The 22,540-nt window shown below is 59.4% G+C and carries 23 protein-coding genes; 10 read left to right on the plus strand and 13 right to left on the minus strand.

All coding sequences use genetic code 11. The features are described from left to right. Positions 1-13: 13 nt before the first annotated feature. The 5 genes from I8E17_RS30815 to I8E17_RS30835 all read right to left on the minus strand — a co-directional run bounded on the left by I8E17_RS30815 (position 14) and on the right by I8E17_RS30835 (position 5,277). Positions 14-511, minus strand: coding sequence for a RidA family protein (locus tag I8E17_RS30815; protein ID WP_229002240.1), 498 nt, complete (start codon positions 509-511; stop codon positions 14-16). A gap of 33 nt (positions 512-544) precedes the next feature. Next, positions 545-1,753, minus strand: a complete 1,209-nt coding sequence (locus tag I8E17_RS30820; protein WP_069615302.1) for an amidohydrolase/deacetylase family metallohydrolase — start codon at positions 1,751-1,753, stop codon at positions 545-547. Beyond that, complete coding sequence (locus I8E17_RS30825; RefSeq protein ID WP_069615303.1) at positions 1,754-2,632, minus strand: ABC transporter permease; 879 nt, start codon at positions 2,630-2,632, stop codon at positions 1,754-1,756. Then, the gene (locus I8E17_RS30830) at positions 2,632-3,573 is read right to left on the minus strand and encodes an ABC transporter permease (RefSeq protein ID WP_069615318.1); all 942 of its coding nucleotides are present in this window, start codon (positions 3,571-3,573) and stop codon (positions 2,632-2,634) included. Before I8E17_RS30830 ends, I8E17_RS30825 begins: the two co-directional genes overlap by 1 nt. A 177-nt stretch (positions 3,574-3,750) precedes the next feature. After that, a complete protein-coding gene (locus I8E17_RS30835; protein WP_069615304.1) occupies positions 3,751-5,277 on the minus strand; it encodes an ABC transporter substrate-binding protein in 1,527 nt (508 codons plus the stop codon). Between the two features lie 179 nt (positions 5,278-5,456). On the opposite strand from I8E17_RS30835, the gene I8E17_RS30840 reads away from it, so the two are divergent. Continuing rightward, the gene (locus I8E17_RS30840) at positions 5,457-7,877 is read left to right on the plus strand and encodes a glucan 1,4-alpha-glucosidase (protein WP_069615305.1); all 2,421 of its coding nucleotides are present in this window, start codon (positions 5,457-5,459) and stop codon (positions 7,875-7,877) included. A 37-nt stretch (positions 7,878-7,914) separates the two neighbouring features. Further along, positions 7,915-8,655 carry an ROK family protein gene (locus tag I8E17_RS30845; protein WP_069615306.1) on the plus strand — a complete coding sequence of 247 codons (741 nt, stop codon included), beginning with the start codon at positions 7,915-7,917 and terminating at the stop codon, positions 8,653-8,655. A 28-nt stretch (positions 8,656-8,683) separates the two neighbouring features. Here I8E17_RS30845 and I8E17_RS30850 read toward each other — a convergent pair whose 3' ends face one another. Next, complete coding sequence (locus I8E17_RS30850) at positions 8,684-9,601, minus strand: LysR family transcriptional regulator (protein WP_069615307.1); 918 nt, start codon at positions 9,599-9,601, stop codon at positions 8,684-8,686. Positions 9,602-9,707: 106 nt separating this feature from the next. Between I8E17_RS30850 and I8E17_RS30855 the strand changes: the two genes are divergently transcribed. The 3 genes from I8E17_RS30855 to I8E17_RS30865 all read left to right on the plus strand — a co-directional run bounded on the left by I8E17_RS30855 (position 9,708) and on the right by I8E17_RS30865 (position 12,441). Then, the gene (locus I8E17_RS30855) at positions 9,708-10,274 is read left to right on the plus strand and encodes a chromate transporter (RefSeq protein ID WP_069615308.1); all 567 of its coding nucleotides are present in this window, start codon (positions 9,708-9,710) and stop codon (positions 10,272-10,274) included. Then, complete coding sequence (locus tag I8E17_RS30860) at positions 10,271-10,801, plus strand: chromate transporter (RefSeq protein ID WP_069615309.1); 531 nt, start codon at positions 10,271-10,273, stop codon at positions 10,799-10,801. Before I8E17_RS30855 ends, I8E17_RS30860 begins: the two co-directional genes overlap by 4 nt. Positions 10,802-11,022: 221 nt before the next feature. After that, positions 11,023-12,441: an LLM class flavin-dependent oxidoreductase gene (locus tag I8E17_RS30865; RefSeq protein ID WP_069615310.1), complete on the plus strand. Its 1,419-nt coding sequence runs from the start codon at positions 11,023-11,025 to the stop codon at positions 12,439-12,441. A gap of 161 nt (positions 12,442-12,602) precedes the next feature. On the opposite strand, the gene I8E17_RS30870 is transcribed toward I8E17_RS30865, so the two are convergent. The 6 genes from I8E17_RS30870 to I8E17_RS30895 form a co-directional block, all read right to left on the minus strand. Then, entirely contained in the window at positions 12,603-13,184 is a 582-nt protein-coding gene (locus tag I8E17_RS30870; RefSeq protein WP_069615311.1) for an NAD(P)H-dependent oxidoreductase, read from the minus strand. Next, a complete protein-coding gene (locus I8E17_RS30875) occupies positions 13,181-14,590 on the minus strand; it encodes an FAD-binding oxidoreductase (protein WP_069615312.1) in 1,410 nt (469 codons plus the stop codon). Before I8E17_RS30875 ends, I8E17_RS30870 begins: the two co-directional genes overlap by 4 nt. Before the next feature lies 1 nt (position 14,591). After that, positions 14,592-15,905: a cytosine deaminase gene (locus I8E17_RS30880; protein ID WP_069615313.1), complete on the minus strand. Its 1,314-nt coding sequence runs from the start codon at positions 15,903-15,905 to the stop codon at positions 14,592-14,594. Continuing rightward, a complete protein-coding gene (locus I8E17_RS30885) occupies positions 15,905-16,771 on the minus strand; it encodes an ABC transporter permease (protein ID WP_069615314.1) in 867 nt (288 codons plus the stop codon). The genes I8E17_RS30880 and I8E17_RS30885 overlap by 1 nt, the downstream gene beginning before the upstream one ends. Then, positions 16,771-17,595, minus strand: a complete 825-nt coding sequence (locus I8E17_RS30890; RefSeq protein ID WP_069615315.1) for an ABC transporter ATP-binding protein — start codon at positions 17,593-17,595, stop codon at positions 16,771-16,773. Before I8E17_RS30890 ends, I8E17_RS30885 begins: the two co-directional genes overlap by 1 nt. Positions 17,596-17,741: 146 nt before the next feature. Continuing rightward, a complete protein-coding gene (locus I8E17_RS30895; protein WP_069613970.1) occupies positions 17,742-18,758 on the minus strand; it encodes an ABC transporter substrate-binding protein in 1,017 nt (338 codons plus the stop codon). Positions 18,759-18,942: 184 nt separating this feature from the next. Between I8E17_RS30895 and I8E17_RS30900 the strand changes: the two genes are divergently transcribed. Further along, positions 18,943-19,911 carry a LysR substrate-binding domain-containing protein gene (locus I8E17_RS30900; RefSeq protein WP_069613971.1) on the plus strand — a complete coding sequence of 323 codons (969 nt, stop codon included), beginning with the start codon at positions 18,943-18,945 and terminating at the stop codon, positions 19,909-19,911. On the opposite strand, the gene I8E17_RS30905 is transcribed toward I8E17_RS30900, so the two are convergent. Further along, on the minus strand, positions 19,899-20,696 hold the full coding sequence (locus I8E17_RS30905) for a creatininase family protein (RefSeq protein ID WP_069613972.1): 798 nt from the start codon (positions 20,694-20,696) through the stop codon (positions 19,899-19,901). The genes I8E17_RS30900 and I8E17_RS30905 overlap by 13 nt on opposite strands. A gap of 355 nt (positions 20,697-21,051) precedes the next feature. On the opposite strand from I8E17_RS30905, the gene I8E17_RS30910 reads away from it, so the two are divergent. The 4 genes from I8E17_RS30910 (at position 21,052) to I8E17_RS30925 (ending at position 22,439) form a co-directional block, all read left to right on the plus strand. Further along, positions 21,052-21,294, plus strand: a complete 243-nt coding sequence (locus I8E17_RS30910) for a DUF4160 domain-containing protein (RefSeq protein WP_069613973.1) — start codon at positions 21,052-21,054, stop codon at positions 21,292-21,294. Positions 21,295-21,309: 15 nt separating this feature from the next. Beyond that, positions 21,310-21,789: a DUF2442 domain-containing protein gene (locus I8E17_RS30915; protein ID WP_069613974.1), complete on the plus strand. Its 480-nt coding sequence runs from the start codon at positions 21,310-21,312 to the stop codon at positions 21,787-21,789. 45 nt (positions 21,790-21,834) lie between these two features. Continuing rightward, entirely contained in the window at positions 21,835-22,089 is a 255-nt protein-coding gene (locus I8E17_RS30920; protein WP_141720075.1) for a hypothetical protein, read from the plus strand. A 62-nt stretch (positions 22,090-22,151) separates the two neighbouring features. Continuing rightward, the gene (locus tag I8E17_RS30925) at positions 22,152-22,439 is read left to right on the plus strand and encodes a hypothetical protein (protein ID WP_069613975.1); all 288 of its coding nucleotides are present in this window, start codon (positions 22,152-22,154) and stop codon (positions 22,437-22,439) included. The last annotated feature ends 101 nt before the right edge of the window (positions 22,440-22,540 follow it).

Genomic DNA, 22,540 nt, shown 5'->3' on the forward strand with positions numbered 1-22,540 from the left:
AATTGCGTAAAAACTAATCGTTGAGCGATACGATCGCTTCGATTTCGACGGTGATATTGCCGGGAAGCGAGCCGAAGCCGACGGCCGAACGGGCATGTTGGCCCGCTTCGCCGAAGACTTCGATGAAGAGGTCCGAGCAGCCGTTGATGACGCTCGGATGATCCTCGAAATGCGGCACGGCATTGACCATGCCGAGCAGCTTTACCACTCGCTTCACCCGGGAGAGATCGCCGAGCGCGCCGTGCATGACGGCAAGAAGATTGATGCCCGTCAGCCGCGCATGCTGATAGGCCCGGTCGACGCCCACGTCACCACCGACCTTGCCGGAATGGAGGTGGCCGTCTGCTTCCCGCGGCCCTTGACCTGAAAGATAGAGCACATTGCCTTCGCGGACATGGGTCACGAAATTGGCGATCGGCGGCGGCGGCGGCGGCAGCGCGATGCCGAGCGCGGCCAGTCGCTGGTAAGGTGTTTGCGCTGCTGAAGCGGCGTGTGTTGGGGAGGTGTTCACGTATGCTCCTGCCATTCGATCTTAATATTTCGACTACCGCCACGAATAGCCGTGGCTATGACGGACGAGCTTACGCGCGCGGGGCACGTAGCGGCTGGCGGCGATCGCCTCCGCGCCGATGACAGCGTAGCGCGGCTCAAACAGCTTCCGCAGGCGTGAAACGTCGCCGTTTGAATCGGTCGCCTCGAGGTCCGCATCCACGAGATCGAATATGGTGAAATCGGCGCGCTCGCCGACCGACAGCCGGCTTTCCATCGAAAGCTTGATGACCGAGGCTGGCGCATGGGTGACGGCGTCGACCACCTTGTCGAATGGCATGCCGACCGAGAGCAGCTTGGACATGGTGGTTGCGAGATCCCAGACCGGGAAGTTCATGGAATGGCCGTGCAGGTCGGTCGAGATCGAATAGGGCAGTAGGCCGCGCTTGATCGCCGCTTCCGCGACCTTGAACGAGAAGGAGGCGCCTCCATGGCCGATATCGAGCCGGATGCCTTCGCCGGCGCAGCGCTCGGCGAGATTGTAGAGGTCCTCGTCCTCCATGATGCTCGACCCGGCCTTGCCGTTGAAGCAGTGGGTGACGACATCGCCCGGTCCGAGAATTTCGAGCACTTCGTCATAGAGCGCCGGCGGCTCGCCCACATGCACCATCATCGGCACCTTCAGGATCTTGGCGATCTTCTTGCCGAGCTTGACGGGTGTGACCCCCCAGGAGCCGGTGATGACGTGGCTGGCGCGCACCTTGATGCCGACGATGTGCTCGCTGTTTGCGGCATAGCATTCGAGGATGCGGTCGAGGTCGATATCCTTGATATCACGCAATTCGGGAACGCGATTGCAGGCAACGAGGCCGATCGAGCCGAGATTGAGGAAGGCCTTGATGCGCTCCCTGGAGGGCTCGATGATATATTCGCGGAAACCATGAAAATTGGCTTCGCCGGCCGAGCCTGCATCGACCAACGTCGTGACGCCGCGCTCGGCGCCGCATTCGGACGGGCGGATCGAGATGTCGGTGCCGCCATGCCAGATGTGGACGTGCAGATCGATCCAGCCGGGAGAAATCCAGGCGCTCTTGCCGTCGATGCGCTCGATATCGCCGGGAGCGGCAAGTTGCGGGCCAAAGGCAGCGATCTTGCCGTCGGCGCCGACGAGAATGTCGATGACGCCAGCGATCGCGGGGCCGCCGAATGCCATGGGCTTCACATTGGTGAGGAGGAGCGGCTTGCCCGCTTTTTCACCGGTCATTTACAGGTCCTTTCGAAGTCTTGGATCGAGCATGTCCCGCAGGCCGTCGCCGACCATCTGCAGCGAGAGCACGGAGAGAATGATGGCAAAGCCGGGGAAATAGGTCATCCAGTCGGCCTGGCCGATATATTGACGGCCGGCGGCGATCATGGTTCCCCAGGTTGGGATTTCGGGGCTGACGCCGAGGCCCAGAAACGAAAGCCCGGCTTCGGCGAGCATGGCGCTGGCGAAGAGAAACGAACCCTGCACCAGGATCGGCGACAGAAGGTTTCTAAGCACATGCCGCGTCATGATGTGGAATGTCGAGATGCCGAGAGCGCTGGCCGCCTCCACATAAGGCAGTTCGCGGATGACAAGCGTCGAGGCGCGGACGATGCGGGCCAGCCGCGGCGAATAGACGATCGATAGCGCGACTATGACCGTCGTCAACGACGGGCCGAGGGCGGCGACAAGCGCGATGGCAAGCAGGATATCGGGAAACGCCATCATCGCATCGATCAGGCGGGCGATTGGGGTATCCAGCTTCTGGAAAAAGCCGGCGAGCAGGCCGAGAGTGACGCCGATCGCCGCCGACAGCGCCACGACGGCTGCTCCGACGAGCAGCGATAGCCGTCCTGCATAGATGGTGCGGGAGAAGATATCTCGGCCGAATTCGTCGGTGCCGAACCAGTAAACCCCGCTTGGTGGCTTCAGTCTGTTGACGATCGAGAGTTTCGAAGGCGAATAGGGCGCGATCCATGGCGCAAGCACGGCGAGCAGGACGAAGATCGTCAGCACGATGAGACCGGCGGCGACGGTCTTGCGCTTCAGAAGCCGGCGAAGGAACTTGCTTCGCTCGCTTGGCACCTGCTTTGGTGTATCGGTTGCGATATCGGCCATCAGTAGCGTACCCTCGGATCAACCAGCAGGTAGAGCATGTCGATCGCAAAATTGATCAGGACGTAAAGACCTGCGATGACGAGCAAGGCCCCCTGGATCACCGGATAATCGCGGCGCAGCACCGCCGAGACGACAAGGCTTCCGACACCGGGCAGACCAAAGACGGTTTCGGTGACGACAGCGCCGGAAATCAGGACCGCGGCTGTCAGCCCCAGAACGGTCAGGATTGGTATGAGCGCATTCTTCAGCGCGTGTTTCAGGACGACGCGGCGTTCGATCAGTCCTTTGGCGCGGGCGGTGCGAATATAGTCGTCTCCAAGCACATCGAGCATCGATGCGCGGGTGAAGCGCAGGATCAAGGCCGAGGAGACGAGACCGAGTGCGACGGCCGGCAATGTCAGATGATGCATGCGATCAAGGAAGCTCGTGCCCGGTCCGCCATAGCCGGAAACCGGAAACATCCCCAGGCGAACCGCGAAGATCTGCATCAGAATAAGGCCAAGCCAGAAGCTTGGAATGCTTGCCGCCAGCATGCCGAGCGCCATTGAAGCCTGATCGACGAGCGATCCTCGCCTATAGGCGGCATAGATGCCGATCGGCAACGCAATCACGCCAGCGATCAGGAGTGAGAACAGAGTCAGGAAAAAGGTCGGCTCGGCACGCTCGAGAAGTGCTGAGGAAACCGGGATATTCAGGAAGATCGATTGACCCAGGTCGCCCTTGAGCAATTGCCCCACGTAAAACAGGTATTGGACGAATATGGATTGATCGAGGCCCAGCCGGGTCCGCAGTTCGGCAATATCCTGCGCGGTCGCATCCGGGCCGAGCATGACGGCGGCCGGATCGCCGGGCGTTACGCGCACGATCACGAAAACGATCGTGACGACAAGAAACATCACGACGATCATGCCTGCAAGACGCTGAAGGATGTAGCGTATCATTGGGTCGGTTCCCCGGAGTGGTTCCGCCTTCTTCGAATCGCGGAACCACTCCATTTCTTTGCTCTCTCGCAACTCCGAACGGAAAACTGCTGCGCATCTTTCCTGGAGTTGCTTCAAGTCCGCAAACGGACGGGACCGGGCGCCGGCCGCAACCGGCGCCCGAGCGCCTTGGGAGGATTATTTCTTGATCGATGCGTTCCAGAAGTAGGGCCACGGCGCGGGGTCGACTCCCTGAAGCTTGGTGGAGATCGCCGCAACGGCGTTGAAATCGCCGATCTTCATCATGGGAGCTTCGTCATAGATGGTTTTTTGAACGTTCGCCCAAAGCGAGATGCGCTTCTTGGGATCGACCTCCGTGTTGAATGCGTCGATCGCGGCCTTGCTTGTCGGCGTCGTCCACCAGCCGGGCGAGCTCGGCGACAGCGTGCCGATCAGCGCCGGTTCCGGAAGGAAGGGGCTGTGGCTGATATAGATGTCCCACAGCGCCTTGTCGGCACGGCGTTGGGTCAGCGTCGCCCAGTCGACCACCTGAAGGTCTACCGTGAAGCCCGCCTGTTTCAGATATTCGGCCGCGACCTGCGCCATCTTGTAATGGAATTCGTACTGGCGGCTCGTCAGGATACGGATCGGTTCACCCTTGTAGCCTGCCGCCTTGGCGGCCGCAGCCGCGCCCTCCGGATCGGCGACATTGTAATTCCCTTTGACGCCGGCATCCGTGCTCCAGGTGAAGGGGGCAGGGTAGATGTTGCCGTCGACCGTATAGAAATTCGTGCTTCCAAAGGCGGCTGCCAGCATGTCCTCCATGCTGAGTGCCTGACGGATCGCCTTGCGAATGGCGACATTCTTCGTGATGCCGTCGGCGGTGTTGAAGACAAAGACCGGATAGCCGAACGGCTTCAGGAGCAACGGTTGGGTCGCCGAAGCGGATTTCAGCTTGTCGAAGGATTCGACCGGGAGGCTGTCGATATAGTCATACTGGCCGGAAATGGCCGCTTCGACGCGGGTATTGGCGTCGGGCACCGGCACGAAGCGGATTTCGTCGAGATATTGATGGCGGGTACCCCCGTAACCGTTGCTTTCTCCGTTGCGCGGCTTGTAGCCGTCGAAGCGCACCAGCTGGATATACTGGTCGGGCTTGCGCTCCTTCAGCATATAGGGACCGGTGCCGATGAAGTCGGTCATCGTGTCCGCCTGCTTGCTGGCTGGAATGATGATGGCGGCGGAGTTGTTGAAGGCAAGCAGCGAGGTGAGGGGGGCGTAGGGCTGCTTCAGCTTGATGACGACGGTCGCCGGATCCTGCGCGGTAATGGATTCGATGAAGCCGCCCGCCTGTTTGCCGCGCGACGCCAGCTTGGTCCAGCGGTTGAGCGAGGCGACCACATCGTTGGATGTCATGACGCTGCCGTCGTGGAACTTGATGCCGGTCCTGAGCTTGATCGTGTAGGTTTTGCCGTCAGCGCTGATTTCGGGCAGGCTCTCGGCAAGAAGCGGCGTGACATTCCAGCCCTTGTCGAACGTATAGAGCGTTTCGAAGATATGTTGGGTAACGATGCCGACGAGATCGGCGGTGGAGGTCATGGGATCGAGCGTTGGCGGCTCGCCGATCGTCGCGACATTGATGACGCCACCTTTTTCCTGGGCCATCAGCAGCGAGGGCGCCGTAATCAAAGCAGCCGCAATCAGGAATCCGAGTCTGAACTTCATCGATACACTCCCAATTATGTTCCACAATTATGTTATATAGAATTTTATAACAGAATACAGGACGAATGGATGCTGTCAATGGCGGCGAAAACCTGGGCGTATTGGCTTGAATGCGCATAGGTTCCGTCTTGCCGAAACATTTTGGCGGGAGCAGATTGCAGCGACAGAGGAGATAGTGCATGGCGCCTTACGATGCTTCCGGCCCCAGCGTGAACGGTATCGAACCTCGCTGGACGTCCAGTGCGAAGAGCGGAGTTGGCACAGCCCTTTCGCCAGCCTGCCGCATCTGGTTCACCCTCAGCCATGGCATCCTCAACGAAATCTATTATCCCCGCGTCGACAGTGCTTGCACCCGCGACATCGGGTTGATCGTCACAGGTCCTGATGGTTATTTTTCGGAGGAAAAGCGCGACACGGAGAGCGTCGTCACCACGGTCGAGGATGGCGTTCCGGCCTATCGGTTGATCAATACGGCAATCGACGGCCGTTATCGGATCATCAAGCGCATCATCGTCAATCCCATGCGCAGCAGCCTGCTACAGCAGATATCATTCGAGCCGCTGGAAGGCACGATCGGCGATTATCGTCTCTATCTGCTGGCCGCTCCACATCTGGTCAATGCCGGTTACGGCAATACGGGCTGGGTGGAGGACTACAAGGGCACACCGATGCTTTTTGCGACGGGCACGGGCGGTGTCTCGATGGCTCTTGGCGTCAGCGGTGGTTGGCGGACGGCATCCGCTGGCTATGTCGGTATTTCCGACGGATGGCAGCAATTGCAGAAAGAGGCCCGATTGGACCCGGCCTTTACGCGTGCCGCCGATGGCAACGTCGCGCTGACCGGTGAGATCGATCTGATCGGCGGCAGCGACACCGTCATCGTATCGCTCGGTTTTGGAAGTCACGCCAAGGAAGCCGGCTACAATGCCCTTGCCAGCTTGCAAGCCGGCTACGACAACGCCGAGCGCAGCTATGTTGCCGATTGGCGGACATGGCAAGACGGATTGTTGGCTTTGGACGAACCGAGAGCGCCGCCGCCCGAAGTCAATCGTTATCGGATCTCGACAGCCGTGCTGGCGACGCATCGGCCTCTTTCTTTCGAAGGACCGGCTGTTGCATCTCTTTCCATTCCATGGGGCTTTGCCAAGGGCGACGAAGACCTCGGCGGCTATCATCTGGTATGGCCGCGTGACCTGGTGGAGACAGCCGGTGGCTTTCTGGCTGCGGGCGCCGCGCAGGATGCGCTGCGCATTCTGGCCTATCTGCGCGTCATCCAGGAAGAGGATGGACATTGGCCGCAGAACTGCTGGCTGGACGGCGAGCCCTACTGGACCGGGATACAGATGGACGAATGCGCCTTCCCGATCCTGCTCGCCGATGCCCTGCGTCGCGAAGGAGTCCTTACGGGCGATCTGCTATTGTCTTACGTGCCGATGGTCGAAAGCGCGGCGCGCTATGTCGTCGTCAATGGTCCCGTCACCGGCGAGGACCGTTGGGAAGAGGATGGCGGCTTTTCTCCCTTCACTTTGGCGGTCGAGATCGCCGCCCTGCTTGCTGCAGCCGATATTCTGGAAATTGCCGGTCAAATGCACAATGCGGATTATCTGCGACAGACCGCGGATGCTTGGAACGACCAGATCGAGCGTTGGACCTATGTCAGCAGCGATGCGGAGAGCGCTGCTCTCGGAATCAAGGGTTATTATGTTCGCATTGCGCCGCCCGAAATTGCCGACGGAAGTTCGCCTGCCGATGGTTTCGTGCCGATCAAGAACAGGCCGCCCGCTGAATCCTTCTTGCCGACCACCCGCGTCGTTAGTCCCGATGCTTTGGCGCTGGTGCGGTTCGGATTGCGGGCCGCCGACGATCCTCGCATAATTGATACCGTCAGGGTTATCGATGCCCATCTCAAATGTGATCTGCCGCAGGGGCCGCTATGGTATCGCTATACCGGCGACGGATATGGCGAGCACGAAGACGGCAGGCCGTTCGATGGCACGGGCATTGGGCGTCCATGGCCGCTGCTTGCGGGCGAACGCGCCCATTATGAGCTTGCAGCCGGCCGTCCGGACGTGGCTCTTGAATTGCTAAGGACACTCGAGCAGTCCGCCGGTCAGGGCGGGTTGCTCCCGGAACAGGTGTGGGACCAGCCCGATGTGCCGGAGCTGGGGCTTGTGCTCGGAAAACCCTCCGGCAGCGCCATGCCGCTCGTCTGGGCTCACGCCGAGCATATCAAGCTCCTGCGCTCGCTGAGAGATGGGGCTGTTTTCGACATGCCGCCGCAGGGTATCGAGCGTTACGTAACCAACAAGGTGACGGCACCCTTCGTGCCATGGCGTTTCAACAACAAGCTGTCGCAGCTTCCAGCTGGCAAACGCCTGTGGATCGAGGTCATGGCGCGCGCGATCATCCGCTGGAGTTTTGACGGTTGGGCTAGCGCCACCGATACCGAAACGAGCCAGAACGGTTTCGGCATACATGTTGCCGAGCTTTCATGCGAACACCTGCCCAAAGGCGGATCGGTTACCTTTACCTTTTACTGGCCTGACACCGATCATTGGGAGGGAGAGGATTTTTCCGTCTCGGTCGTTGAAGCGTCCTAGAAGGATTTGTGCCAGTGCGGATAGAAAGTGGACGAATATGAGTCAGGTATTAGAGAGCCGCAAAACGAACGTGAAACTGAAGAAGGCCGTCGCACCAGCTGCGACAGAAGAGCTTGTCGTCTTGGCGATCGATCTCGGCGGTTCGCATGTCAAAATGCGTCTCAGCTCTGGTAGCGACCGCCGGGCAGCCGTCTCGGGGCCTGCAATGTCGGCGAAGCAGATGTTCCAGGCCGTCAAGGACCTGACGAGCGATTGGCGATATGATGTTATCGGCATGGGATATCCAGGCCCGGTTTCGAACAACAGACCCGCCATGGAACCGCATAATCTGGGCAGCGGCTGGCAGGATTTCGACTTTTCCGCCGCTTTCGGCAAGCCCGTCAGGCTCGTCAATGACGCCGTGATGCAGGCGATCGGCAACTACAAGGACGGCAATATGCTGTTTCTCGGCCTCGGCACCGGATTGGGTTCGGCGATGGTTGCCAATCACGTTTGCCTGCCCATGGAACTCGCCCATTTGCCCTACAAGAAGCGGGGCACGTTCGAAGACTTCATCGGAGAACGGGGCCTTGAAAAATACGGCAAGAAAAAATGGCGGCAGTCGGTCGAGGAGGTCATTGAGAGATTGAGGGCAGCGCTGCTGCCGCATGAAATCGTTATCGGCGGCGGCAATGCCGAAAAGCTCAAGGAACTGCCCCCTGGCTGCCGTATCAGCGAGAACGAAAATGCGTTTCTCGGAGGATTTCGCCTTTGGAGAGATGCCACTTTGAGCTTCTAGGCTGCCAGAGTGATAGAACGATAGCGGCTTATTTCAGCAAGGCTTTCTCGTGCTGAACGATGTCGGCGAATAGCAGCAGCGCGCCACTTGGCTGCTCATCCTTTCGCGCGAGATAAAGCGGCGCCACGAGATTGTCCCCTGGGTCAAGCCTCAGATAGGCGATGCCGCTCGTCTCCAGCCCCGCGATCGATCCCGGAATGATGGAGATTCCGAGACCAGCGGCGACCAGACTGAGCGTCGACAGCAACCGGGGAGCTTCATGACGTACTTTTGGGCTGAAGCCCGCGGCAAGGCAGGCCGCTATGATACTGTCATATAGCCCCGGCCCCGAGGGACGGCGGTAAAGTATGAAAGCTTCGTTTGCGAGCTCCGACAATCGAACGCGGCGAGGCTTCTCTCCTTTCCCCATCACAAGGGGATGACGATCTGGAAGAGCGACCAGCATCTCTTCATCGAGAATTCGGGAAATTATCAGCCCGCTCGACTGTGCAACGGGAGAGCGGACGAGCGCGACGTCAAGAAGACCGGAATGCAGCATGGCGATCAGATCGGGCGTACTGGCTTCCTCAAGCTTGAGCGCGACATCGGGCGACGCCTCGCCGAGCGAGCGGACGGCCGAGCTGACCAGCGGATGAAAGGCCGCTGAACTGGTAAAGCCGATGGCGAGGCTTCCCTCCTCCCCGCGGGCGTTGCGTCTCGTCGCCTCTATCGCAAGATCGACATCGTTGAGGATGGTCCTGGCTCTCTCCACGAACGTCCGCCCCGCATCCGTCAGCTCGACACCTCTCGGCAGGCGCTTGAACAGCGAAGCTCCAACCATCGCCTCTAGCTTGGCTATCTGCTGGCTGAGCGGCGGTTGCTGGATGCCGAGCCTTTCCGCAGCGCGGGTCATATGGCCCTCATCGGCTACGGTTACGGCATAGCGAAGATGTCGAAGCTCGATCATGGCATATCTCAAACATATGGATACTGTTTAATCCATATATTGGACGCATGACTGGTAAAAGCCTATTTTGACCGCCTGTTCGGTATAAACACACACAGGCCATGACATGGACGCCATTTCTCATTCCAGTGCTGCTCAACGCGAAGGACCAACGGCCGCGGAGCTCTTTCTCGGCTTTTTCAAACTCGGCCTCATTGGTTTTGGCGGGGTTCTGCCGCTCGCACGCCGCATGGTGGTCGAGGATCGCAAATGGCTGACGGGAGAGGAGTTCACCGAACTGCTCGGGCTGTGTCAGTTCCTGCCCGGCGGCAATATCATCAATATGGCGGTTGCGATCGGGTCCAAGTTTCAGGGCGTGGCGGGCGCGTTTTCGGCGCTCCTCGGCCTCATTGTCGCGCCGACGGCGATCGTGATCAGCCTTGGCGTCGTTTACGATCAGTTCAATAGCGATCCGCGCATTCAGCACATGTTTGCCGGTCTTGCCGCAGCAGCAGCGGGCCTGCTGATCTCGATGGCCGTCAAGATCGTGTTGCCGCTGCGCCGCAGGCCAGTGGCCTTGGTCATTGCCGCTATTTGCTTTGCCGCCATCGCCGTGGCCGGGCTGCCCTTGCTGCCAACCATGCTGGTTCTGGCGCCGCTGAGCATCATCGCCATCTGGAAGCTTGAAGCATGACCACGACCCTGCTTGCTCTCGCAATCATCTTCACCCAGCTTTCGCTGCTCGCCTTCGGTGGCGGCAATTCCATTCTCCCCGAAATGCATCGGCAGGTCGTCGATGTGCAGCATTGGATGACGGCGCAGGAATTCGGCGCGCTGTTCGCCTTGGCGCAGGCGGCTCCCGGTCCGAACCTGATGGTCGTGCCCCTGGTCGGCTGGCACGTTGCCGGATGGGCTGGAGTGCTGGTGACTTCGGTGGCAAAGTTTGGGCCCTCTTCGGTGCTGACCTATCTGGTGCTCCATCTCTGGAACCGTTTCAAGGACAGGCCGTGGCGAAGGATCGTCCAGGCCGGGTTGGTGCCGATGACGGCCGGGCTCGTCACCGCCAGCGCGGCCGTCATCACCGAGGCATCAACTCAGGGCTGGATTCTGGCGGCCATAGCGGCAGCCGGCGCATTTGTTCTTTCGACGACGCGCGTCCATCCGCTCATCGTCCTTGGCATCGGCGCGTTGATCGGATTGAGCGGTATTGGCCAGGTGTGAGCCGGAGGCTTCCGGATCGCGCCACCGACATGGTCTGCATACAACGCTGCTCTTTAGATCAAGCCAGCCAATCGCTTACCAATCCAGGGACTGAATAGCGGATTGCCGGCAAGCGACGGGAAAAATATTTCTACATAGAGTATATAGACATTATGCGTTTACTTTTCGAACGGCATTGCCGCCGCTAGCTTGATTGCCGGTCTCATTCGTCCGGAGCTGACATGACAAGGCATATTCGATTCAACGCGTTCGACATGAATTGCGTGGCGCACCAGTCCCCCGGGCTATGGAGGCATCCGCGCGATAAATCTTGGAAATACAAGGATTTGGACTACTGGCAGGATCTGGCGCGGACGCTGGAGCGTGGCATTTTCGACGGCATATTCATCGCCGACGTCATCGGCTATTACGATGTCTACAAGGGCTCGAATTACCATGCAATCGAGCAGGCCGCGCAGATACCGGTCAATGATCCGATTCAGCTCGCGGCGCCGATCGCACTTGCGACCCAACATCTCGGTATAGGGATAACCGCCTCCACCTCTTTCGAGCATCCCTACACGTTTGCCCGCCGGCTCGCCACCGCCGATCATCACACAAAGGGCCGTGTCGGCTGGAATATCGTGACCTCCTATCTGGAAAGCGGCGCGAAGAACGTCGGTCAGGGCGGCCTGAAGACCCATGACAACCGTTATGAGGTCGCCGCCGAATATGTGGAGGTCCTCTACAAGCTTTTCGAAGGAAGCTGGGAGGAGGGCGCCGTGCTGCGCGATGCCGAGCGCGGCATTTTCACCGATCCTACCAAGGTCCACGAGATCGGCCACAAAGGCAAGTATTTCGATGTCCCAGGCTACCATCTCTGCGAGCCATCGCCGCAGCGGACGCCCGTGCTTTATCAGGCAGGCGCATCGGGGCCTGGTAAGGCCTTCGCGGCCGGCCATGCTGAATGCGTGTTCGTCGCGGCTCCGACCAAGAGCCTGCTGCGCGCCTATGTCGCCGATATAAGGCAGAGGGCTGCGGCTGCTGGCCGCGATCCACGGAAGGTGCTGATCTATAATCTCACGACACTGATCATCGCGGAGACCGATGTAAAGGCCCAGCAGCTCTTCGAGGAGTATCAGAGCTATGCCTCCTATGACGGCTCGCTCGTATTCATGTCCGGCTGGAGCGGCATCGATTTCGGTCAATATGCGCCGACCGACGAATTGAAGAAGGTCGAGACCAACGCGATCGTCTCGATGATCGAGAACTTCGGCGGCAAAGACCGGGCCTGGACGGTCGAGGAACTCGCCAAATGGGGCGGAATCGGCGGAACAGGTCCCGTATTCGTCGGATCGCCCTCGACTATCGCCGACATCCTGCAGGAATGGGTCGAAGAGACGGACATCGATGGCTTCAATCTCGCTTATGCGGTGACACCGGACAGCTTCGAGGCGGCGGTCGATCTGCTCGTTCCGGAACTACAGAAGCGTGGCGTGTATCCGACCGCCTATCGTCCGGGTACCTTGCGTGAAAAGCTCTTCGGCGAAGGGCGTTATCTGCCGGTGACCCATCCGGCCAATGCCTATCGCGATATCGAGGCCGTCAAACGCCGAGATGCGGAATTGGCCGCACCGCTGCGCAAGTCGGCAAGCATCTAAAGCATGTCGCGCAAAAGTGCGTAGCGGTTTTGCGATAACGACATGCCCAAATCAAAGACTTAAAGCGCGAGAAGCGAATCCGAAAGATCGCGACTCACTTTTTGGCGAGCATCAGTGACAAACGGATTGATCAGCCGTGATTAGGCGCCCTTGAGGTCGGCTCAAAATCGCTCCATCTCGCGGCCGACCTTCGTCAGAAATTGGCTGCGGGAACCTTCCGTCGAGCGGTTCATGTCGTAATGGGCGAGGAAGATCACCGGGGCGAAAGGCTTGATCTGCGCGCGCAGCACGCGCTTGACGATCTTCTTCGGCGGGTTGCCGGCAATGAAGGCACGAAACGGATCGGCGCCGTAAGTCAGCACGGCGCCGAGCTTGCGGATATGCTGCAGCTTTGAGCGCACCTTGCCGTTGACGAGTTCGAAGGAAACGCCCGGGAGCCAGACTCGATCGAAATAACCCTTGAGGATAGCCGGAAAGCCGAAGTTCCAGACCGGAGTGACGATCACTAGCGCCTCGGTGCGTTCCAGCCGCTCGACATAAGGCTTCAGCGCCTCGGTATTTTCGGGATAATCGTGATAGATCAGCCGGTCGTGGCGCGAGAGTACGGGATCGAAGCCCTCGGCATAAAGGTTGCAGTCGTCGACGTCATGTCCAGCACGTTTCAGGCTCTCGATGGTCTGGCGATGCAGCGCGCCGCCAAAACTTTCCTCGACCGGATGGGAATGGAGGACGAGAACCTTCATGAGGCCTCCATCAGCGCGGCAAGGCCGGGGAAGAGGTAGTTCCTGCCGGATTTGAAGTCGAAATTCGGATCGTCCCAGGCAATCATCTTGCCGGGATTGAGCAGGCCCTTCGGATCGGTTTCCTTCTTGAAGGCAAGCTGGACGGCATCGGTCTGCTTCATGCCGCCTTCCTCCAGCGTATAGCGATGCGGGTTGAAGATAGGGCAACCGTGATCCTGGTGAATCCTAATGATCTCTTCGAGCCGCGCCTCGGAAGTGTAGCGTACGAGTGGCAGTCCGGAGCATTGGATCTGCCCGTCGAACTTGATGAATTCGAGATGACCGGGCACCTCGTCACCAAAGATCTCCACCATCTTCTGGACCTTGGCGACATGATCCGGCCCCGGATACTGCACCTGCAGATAGGTGATCGACGGATCGACCTTGATGGCGCGCAGCGTCGTGTGGTTCCAGGCGAGCTCATAGGCGTGCGGAATGCCCTTCATGCTCTCCACCTTGTCGGAGCGGAAGGTGATCTCGCCCTTCTGCTGCATGGTGAAGGCGACGAATGGGTCCATCGAATGCGGTGCGATCATCAATGCCACGATCGACTGCCCTTGGCGGATATAAGGCTTGTGGCGGCTGAAATATTCGTAGGGAATGGGGGCGGCGATCGGGGCGATTTCCTTGACCAGAATGCCGTTGCATTTGGCAAGCGCGTCTGAAAAGCGCACGGCATCCATGAAGTCGTCATAGCCGACCAGCACGTCGATCCAGTCATAGGCCGGCGCCAAGGGCATTTCGATTTCGGTGATGATGCCGTTGGTGCCATAGGCATGGCTGACCTTGGTCAGATCCCAGCCGGTGAGATCGAGCGTGCGGGGCTCCGCCTCCATCGTCACGACACGCAGGCGCAGGATGTTGCCGAGATCGCGCAGGCCACCCCAGGTGATTGAGCCGACACCGCCCGAGCCGCCGGCGATGAAGCCGCCGATCGTCGCCGTCTGTGCGGTCGAGGGATGGAAGCGCAGCTCCTGGCCCGAATGGGCCTTGGTCTGACGGTCGAGTTCGGCAATGACGATGCCGGGCTCGCAGACGACGCGGCCGGGATGGATCTCCTTGATCCTGTTCATGGCGGCGAGATTGAGCACGATGCCGCCGGAAAGCGGCATGGCCTGGCCGTAATTGCCGGTGCCGGCGCCGCGCGGCGTGACGGGAACGTCATGCGCGTAGGCGACCTTCAACGTGCGGATCACCTCTTCCTCGGTCTTCGGAGTGACGACGAGATCGGCCGTGACATTGTCGAGCTGGGCCTTCAAGATCGGCGAATACCAGTAGAAGTCACGGCTTTTCTGGCGCACCAGCGCCGGGTTGTCTTCGACGGCGATGCCTTCGAGTTCTTTCTTGATGCGCTGATAATCCGGCATGTCAGGCTCCAATGACGCTGTCGAGTTCGCGATAATCCGGCAGGCTGCGATCGATCACCTTGCCCTTGCGAAGGACGACGCGATCGGACTGCGGACGGGAAAGGAATTCGCTCCAGCGTCGGGCGCTGAAAAGCACGAGGTCGGCCGGGCTGCCGACGGCTATGCGCCCGATATCCGGGCGGCCAAGTATCTCCGCGGGCGAGGTGGTGATGACCCTCGCGGCCGTATCCAGCGGATGGTCGAGATGTAGGATGCGCACGGCCTCGCGGAAGACCTCGACCGGATCGAGATCGCCATAAGCATAAAAGGGATCGCGCGTGTTGTCGGAGGCGACGGCGGTCGGCACGCCGGCCGCGGCAAGCTCGTGCAGCAGGGTAACGCCGCGCCAGCGCGGCGTGCGCCCGGCATGACGGTCCTGCAGATACATGTTGCACATCGGCAGCGAAACGATGGAGATCCCGGCCTTGGCGACGAGATCGATTGTGGCGCGGGCAATATTCTCGTCCTGTCGGGCAAGCGAGCAGCAATGGCCGGCGGTCACCTTTCCGGTAAAGCCGTTGCGAAGCACGGCCTCGGCGATGGCCTTCAGCGTCAGCACCTCCTTGTCCTCGGTCTCGTCGACATGCAAATCGATGTCGAGGCCATTATCGGCGGCTGCGCGGATAAGCTTGTCCAGCTGCGCGTCGAGTTCCGGGTTCAACTGCGTCACCCCGCCCATCAGGCCGCCGGTGTCGCGAATGACACGGAGCAGATCGGCAAAGAAGGCATCGTCTACCATGCTGTCGAGCGGAAAGAGGGCGACTGCCTGTAGCGCGATCTTGTCCTTCCAAGCCTCGCGGACCGAGGCGAAGACCTCGAAGGAGATGCGATGCTGCGGCGCCAAGGAATCGAGGTGGGTGCGGATCAGACCGGTGCCGTGGGCATAAGCCGAGCGTAGCGAGAATTCCATGCGCTTGCACACGTCGTCGGCCGACCAGTTAGCCTCGCGGTCGGTACGCACTGCATCGAGCGCACCCATGAAACTGCCGTCCGGATTCGACCGCCGTTCCCAGATGTGCCCCTTGTCGAGATGGGTGTGCATATCGACGAATGTCGGCCAGATCATACCGTCGCGCATATCCACTCGGGGATACTCGGCCGGCGCGGTTCCAGGCGCGACGATGTCGCTCACAAGGCCATCGGCGACGACGATATCGACCTTGACCAGTCCCTGGCTCGAGGGCGCCTTAAGGCCGGAGAGCGTCACGGCGGGAACGGTGGCATTGCTCAGCACGAAGCGGGCTGCGTTCGGTGGCGACATGAAGGCGTGGGACATCAGTTCTCCCGCTTGAGGCTGCTCTCATGCCAGCGATGCAGGCTCAGCCATGAGATGAAGGAGGTGAAGGCGAAGATCGCGACGCCGAGCGCCGACAGGAGAAGCAAGGCTGCGAAGAGCCGCGGCATGTTCTGTCGGTATTGCGCTTCCAGCAGTCGAAAGGCGAGACCGGAGTTCGGACCTCCCGAGCCAGCGGCGAATTCCGCGACCACCGATGCGATCAGTGATAGGCCGCCGCCGATCCTCAAGCCCGTCATGAAATAAGGCTGAGCGGCGGGCAGTTTCAGATGCAGCAAGGCCTGCCAGCGCGAGGCGCCGTAGAGATCGAAAAGGTTGAGCAGATTATGGTCGACGCTCTTCAATCCCTGCACCATGTTGGAGAGGATCGGAAAGAAGGCGACGAGGAAGCCGCAAATTAAGAGCGCTGCTTCGCGTGTCGGCGCATAGATCAGGATCAGCGGCGCGATCGCGACGATCGGCGTCACCTGCAAGATGACGGCCAGCGGATAGAAGGCGAGTTCGATCCAGCGGGACTGCACGAGGAAGATGGCGAAGCCGACGCCGCCGATCAGCGCCAGGACGAGGGATATGAAGGTGATCTCGGTCGTCACCCATAGAGCCGGCCAAAGGATGCCCCAGTCGGAAACGAGCGCTTTTGCGACGGCGATCGGGCTCGGCAGAATATATTGCGGAATACCGGTGCCGACGACCAGAAGCTGCCAGAGGATAAGAAGCGCAAGGACGGTCAGGATGGGCACGAAGATACCAAGCGCGCGTTCCACACTGCGCTTTTTGGCTGCAAAGGCCGCGGGTGCATCGGCAGATTCAACGGACAGAGTGGCGGGCAGGCTGGTACTGTCACTCATCAATGGGCCTCCGGCCAACCGATGGCCTCGATCAGGGAACGGGATACTTTTTCGCATACCTGCCGATATTCTTCAGATGAACGATAAAGCGGATCGCGCTCGCCGCTGGTTTTCAGCGGAAAATCGCTATGGACGCGGCCCGGCCGCGCCTTCATGACGACGATACGATTGGAGAGATAGGCGGATTCATAGACGGAATGCGTGACGAAAATGACGGTAATCCCTGTTGTCTGCCAGAGGCGCAAAACGTCGTCGTTCAGCTTCTGGCGGGTGATTTCGTCGAGTGCTGCAAAGGGCTCGTCCATCAACAGCAGCTTTGGCTTCGTCACCAAAGCGCGGGCGATCGAAACCCGCATCTTCATGCCGCCGGACAATTCGCGCGGATAGGCTTGCGCAAAATCCTGAAGGCCGACGGTTGCCAGCGTCTCCATGATCTGATCGTGCGCCGTCGCTTTCGACACGCCCCGCAGCTTCAGCGGCAGATGGACATTGCCAAATACAGTCTTCCAGGGAAGTAGCGTCGGCTCCTGGAAGACGAAGCTGATATCTCCTTCCGGCAGACCCTTGGCGTTGATGCGCGAGCTGGGCCAATCGATCCTGCCACTGGAGGCGCCGCCAAGGCCTGCGATGATACGCAAGGCCGTCGACTTGCCGCAACCGGAAGGGCCGAGCAGGCTGATGAATTCCCCGCTTTCAACATTGAGCGACATGCCCGACAGCGCCAACGTACCGTTGGAGAAGACCTTGGAGACCTGCTCCATGACGACGAGCGGCCGTTTGCGTGTCTCGGTTTGGGTGAGTTTGGTAGATTCGGACACTAGCATGGTTCAGCTCTTTGTTGATCCACCTTCCCCTTGAGGGGGAGGGGCGGAGCGAAGCTCCGGGGCGGGGTGATCCGGTGCTATCTCGGGTTCTCACCCCCACCCGCCGCTTTGCGGCGACCTCCCCCGCGCGGGGGAGGTGCCTAGGCTTACTTCTTCAGCGACATGCCGACGCCCTTGCAGACGAACTGGGTATCGAACGCCTTCTTGTAGTCGATATCGGCATCGAAGAGCTTGATCTGCACCATCTCGTCGAAGAACTTCTTGTAATGAGCTTCGGTGATGCAGCCGATGCCCTTGTCGAGCGCATCGCCGGATTCCACAATGCCATATTCCTTCATCTTGGCGATGGAATAAGCGATCTGTCCATCCGTCATATCGGGATTGTCCTTCTTGATCAGCTCGTTGGCCGCCTTGTTGTCGCCGTAGAGGTAATTGTACCAGCCCTCGATCGAGGCATTGACGAAGCGCTGCACGAGATCGGGGTTCTTGTCGACCAGTGCCTTTTGCGCGGTGATCATCGTCGAATAAGGCGAATAGCCGGCGTCGGCGATCAGGAAGACTTTCGGCTTCCAGCCGGCCTGCTTCTCGATTTCATAGGGTTCGGAGGTCACGTAGCCCTGCTGCGCGGACTGCTTGTCTGCCAGGAATGGCGCCGGGCTGAAATTGTAAGGCTTGAACTGTTCGTCCTTGAAGCCTGGGAAGTTCGCCTTCATCCACTCGAAATAGGTGATGTAGCCGTCCTTACTCAGGAACAGCGTCGGCAGCTTGGCCAGATCCTCGAATTTTTCCACGCCGGCATCCGGATGGGCGATCAGCACCTGCGGGTCCTTCTGAAAGATAGCCGCGACATCGACGATTGGAATGCCCTGCTTGACCGCATCGATCTCCTGCTGCGGGCCGCCCATGTAGAAATCCAGCTTGCCGGAGATCAGCAATGCCGAATTGGCCGCGTTGGGACCACCCTGTACGATGGTGACGTCGAGGCCGTATTTCTTATAGGTGCCATCGGCGACCGCCTGATAGAAGCCGCCGTGCTCGGCTTGGGCAAGCCAGTTGGTGCCGTAGGTGACTTTATCGAGCGCATTGGCCGGCTCGGCCGCCATGATCGCGGCGACGAGCCCCATGGCGGCGAGGAATGTTTTTGTCTTCAAGGCTTTATACATGGCTGACTGTTCCCTTTATCTGCCATGGGACGTCGTTGTTGGCGCCCATTTCCTGCATTTGAGCGGTTGCCTTGCTCTTTGAAAAGCATCAAAATTCGTGCGCATTGATGCCTTTTCGGCATCTGTTGCCGGGTTTGTGCCTAAATTGTGCGGCCTGGGCAAAAAATAAGCAATGGGAACACGCATGCTGCACTCAAGACGACTTCTCTACATCAATGAAATCGCCCGCTGCGGCTCGATCCGTAAGGCTGCCGCGCGCCTCAACGTGGCCTCATCAGCGGTCAATCGTCAGATTCTGGCACTGGAGGAGGAAATGGGAGCGCCGCTCTTCGAGCGCCTACCGCGTGGCCTGCGGCTGACGGCGGCCGGTGAACTCTGCATCGAGCACATTCGCGAGGTATTGAAAAATTACGAGCGGCTGGAGGGGCGCATTCGCAGCCTCAAGATGCAGCAGGCGGGTAAGGTTCGTATCGTCGCCACCGTGGGTCTGGCGTCAGGGCCGCTGCCCGAGATCATCGCGCGTTTTCTTTCCGAGCACCCCAGGGTCTTCGTCCAGCTGCGCAATGATGCCGGATCGACGACGATGGCGCCGGTCGTCTCGGGGGAAGTGGATCTCGGACTTGGCTTCAACATTCCGGCCATGCCGGGCATTCGCTCTCTTGCCAATTTCGACATACCGATCGGCGTCGTCCTGCCGCCCGGCCATCCACTGATCGGGCCTGGCCCCATCAATCTCGCCGATGTCGTGGAGGAGCGGCTATTGCTTGCCCAGCCCGGCACGAGCCTGCGCGAGGTCATCAATCTGATGCTGGCGCGCCTTTCCGTGCAGGTCGAGCCGGTGTTGGAGAGCAATGCGTCGGAAATGTTGAAGCAGCTGGTAAAATGTGGGGCAGGACTGACATTGCTCAATCCGCTCGACGTGCTGACGGAGTGTCGCCGAGGAGAGCTGGTATTCCGCCCGATCGCCGAGCCGCATTCGCGGCCTCAACCGATGAAGCTGATCGCCCGCACGCGAGCCCCGCTCGACGCCGCCACCAGCCTCTTCGTCGAATACCTGCTTGCTGAATTAGCCGGGATCGTCGAGGAACTGCAGGCGAAGGGACACATCATCCCGTCCTCCGAGCGACGCCGCGCGGATGCCTATTTCGAATAGAGGTTGGCAAGCGGATAGTCGCGCAGATCGCGCAGCATTTCTATGAAGCCGGCGACCTCATGTCGGCAGATGAGCGCGCCTTTTTCCGCCGTGCCATTGGCCGCGTTACCGACTACGCCGTTCGGATTGAGGTCATGCGCGATCCAGGCGAGCGAATGCGGCGGCAAGGGCTGCAGATGCTTGGAATGTTCCTTCATCCATTCCGCCTTGGAGGCAAAATTCTGCGCCTTGTCCATCCGGACCAGATCAGGCCGGAAATGAAGCATGAGCGAGGTCTCGACGTCGCCGCCGTGAATGCCGAAGCGCTGCTCGTGCTCGTCGATCATACCATCAGGCGTACCGAAGCGGGTCCATTGCGTGGCGACGACGGCCATCTGGTAACGCACGCGCAGTTCGCGCGCGACGATGCTCATGATATCGACGTTGCCGCCATGAGAGTTGACGATTGCCATCTTGCGGATGCCTGCTTCAGAGACCTTCGCGCCGATTGCGGTCCAGACCGGGATCAGCAACTCCGCGCTCAGCGACAGCGTGCCGGGGCCGTAGACGTGTTCGTTGGCCTTGCCGATCTCCTGCAGCGGCAGGACCAGGAAATCGAGATCGTCGGGGCGCTGGACCTTCAACTCGGCCAGCATGCCCTCGGCGATCGCGACATCCGTCGCAATCGGCAGGTGTGGGCCGTGTTGCTCCGTCGAGGCGATCGGCAGGATCGCGATGGTGGTGTCGGGTGAAAGACCGGCGAAATCATAGGTGTTGAGTTCATTCCAATAGAAGGGCTTCGTCATTGCCATGTCCTCTAGTCAGCGCCTGGTCACTCAACGGATACGGCAAGGATGGTAACGGTGGAAAGCATCAATTTGCGCCCGTGCCGCTGCCTTTTTGCGTACGCCTGGAACGACAGCGGCATTTGCCAATCGAGAGACTCGGCTGAAGAGCGGCAGCGTCGGCCTAGGCGGGCCGTGCCTCTTGTTTTTTTCCCGCTTTGCCTTGTTGAGGCGCTGATATTGCAGCAACGCATACTGGCGCGAAGAACCTCGCGTGATCCGTAACTTCACTCCATATTTGGGGTAAAAATTGCACCATGTATATTTACATAGTGCATAATATGCCCTATGTTTACCTCATCGAAGTGAGGGGCACATGGGCAAACTGGTTCAAATCGGAAACATCATTATTCGAGTTTATGCGAACGACCATCTGCCCCCGCACTTCCACATCATCACCCCCGATGGGGATGCATTGGTGGAGATCGCGACACTGGAAATCCTGCGTGGTAAGCTCGCACGCAAGGCGCAAGACATCGCTCTCGAATGGGCAGCAAAGAACAAGGCGGCTATTGCTGCCGAGTGGAACCGGACCAATCCCCGCTTTCCAATCGCTTGAGGAAGGGAAACAGACATGGACATGCCGCGAATTGAAAGCGTAACGCCAGCGTCAAACATGACGCTGGCAATCAAGTGGAAGGGCGGAGCTGAGGCTTCCGCAAACCTCGTTGGCTGGATTGCGACCGGCGGCGAATTGCTCGCCCCCTTGAAGTCTCCTGATGTCTGGAAAACAGCCGAAGTCACGGACTACGGCGCGACGGTCGAATGGGCCGGCGAAGATTTGGCGATCGACGCCTATCATCTTTTCCAGATCGCCGAAGACCAGCGCGATTTTAATGCCGAGGATCTGCGGAAATGGCAGGAGGAAATAGGGCTTTCCAATAACGAGGCGGCGGACTTCCTTGGCGTCACGCTCCGCACATGGAAGAACTACCGTGCCGGCGCTCCGGTCAGCCATGCTGTCAAGATGCTGCTGCGGGCCAGCCAGCGCGACCCGCTCTTGATGCATGCGCATTATCGGCCGCGTCAGAACGGCAGGCCGAAAGCCGCATAGTCGGCGCCCCAAATTCGTTACAGCTAGAGCCCATCGGGGACTTTAATGCAGCTAGAGAAAGAATTGGACATTGCTGAAGTAAACGCCGCCCTCCATCCAAAACGCCGAATAGTTGTCTTACAGAGGGAAGATGGCCTTTATACCTATGCAGAGCAGTACCATTATGTTTCGCATTATGAGGGCAAGATCATAGCCGAAGGCTGGGCGACGCTTCCCAGTGACGGTATATATACAACTTGCGAAATAGCCGAGACCGAGGGGCGAGCAGCGTTTTCACGGCGCCACGGCGTAGCTTATTGATCAAACAATAGAACCTTTCTTGGTTCGATTTGTCAGCCGACCCAATTTCAGGAATGCAGGGCATGAACGATTTCAATCCATCCCAAGACTTCGCTGGCTTTTTCTTTCTTGCCATCGACCACGGATTCACGAGCATTGAAGATGGTGGCGGCCCGCTTGTTCCGTTCACAATGACTGTGGACTCGGCGGGGCAAAAAAAGCTCACTCGGTTTGCAATGGACAAGCTCGAAGACGGTGTTGAAGCTGCCAAGAATAGTATCGCATCGACCGGAGCGATAGCGATGTACGCGATAGCTTGGGACGGTTTCGTCACATTGGATGGGCGCAAAATGGGATGCAATTTGCGTTGAAGCCGGCGAGGCCGAAGCCGAATTCGGCGCACTGTTCTGTCAGCGTTACATCAAGGAAAAGAAGGGATTGCTGCGAAGAACCCGCTCAGTACGCGTTGGCA

This window comes from Rhizobium sp. AB2/73, assembly GCF_020871915.1.
In the GTDB taxonomy this organism is placed as follows: Bacteria; Pseudomonadota; Alphaproteobacteria; order Rhizobiales; family Rhizobiaceae; genus Rhizobium; species Rhizobium dioscoreae.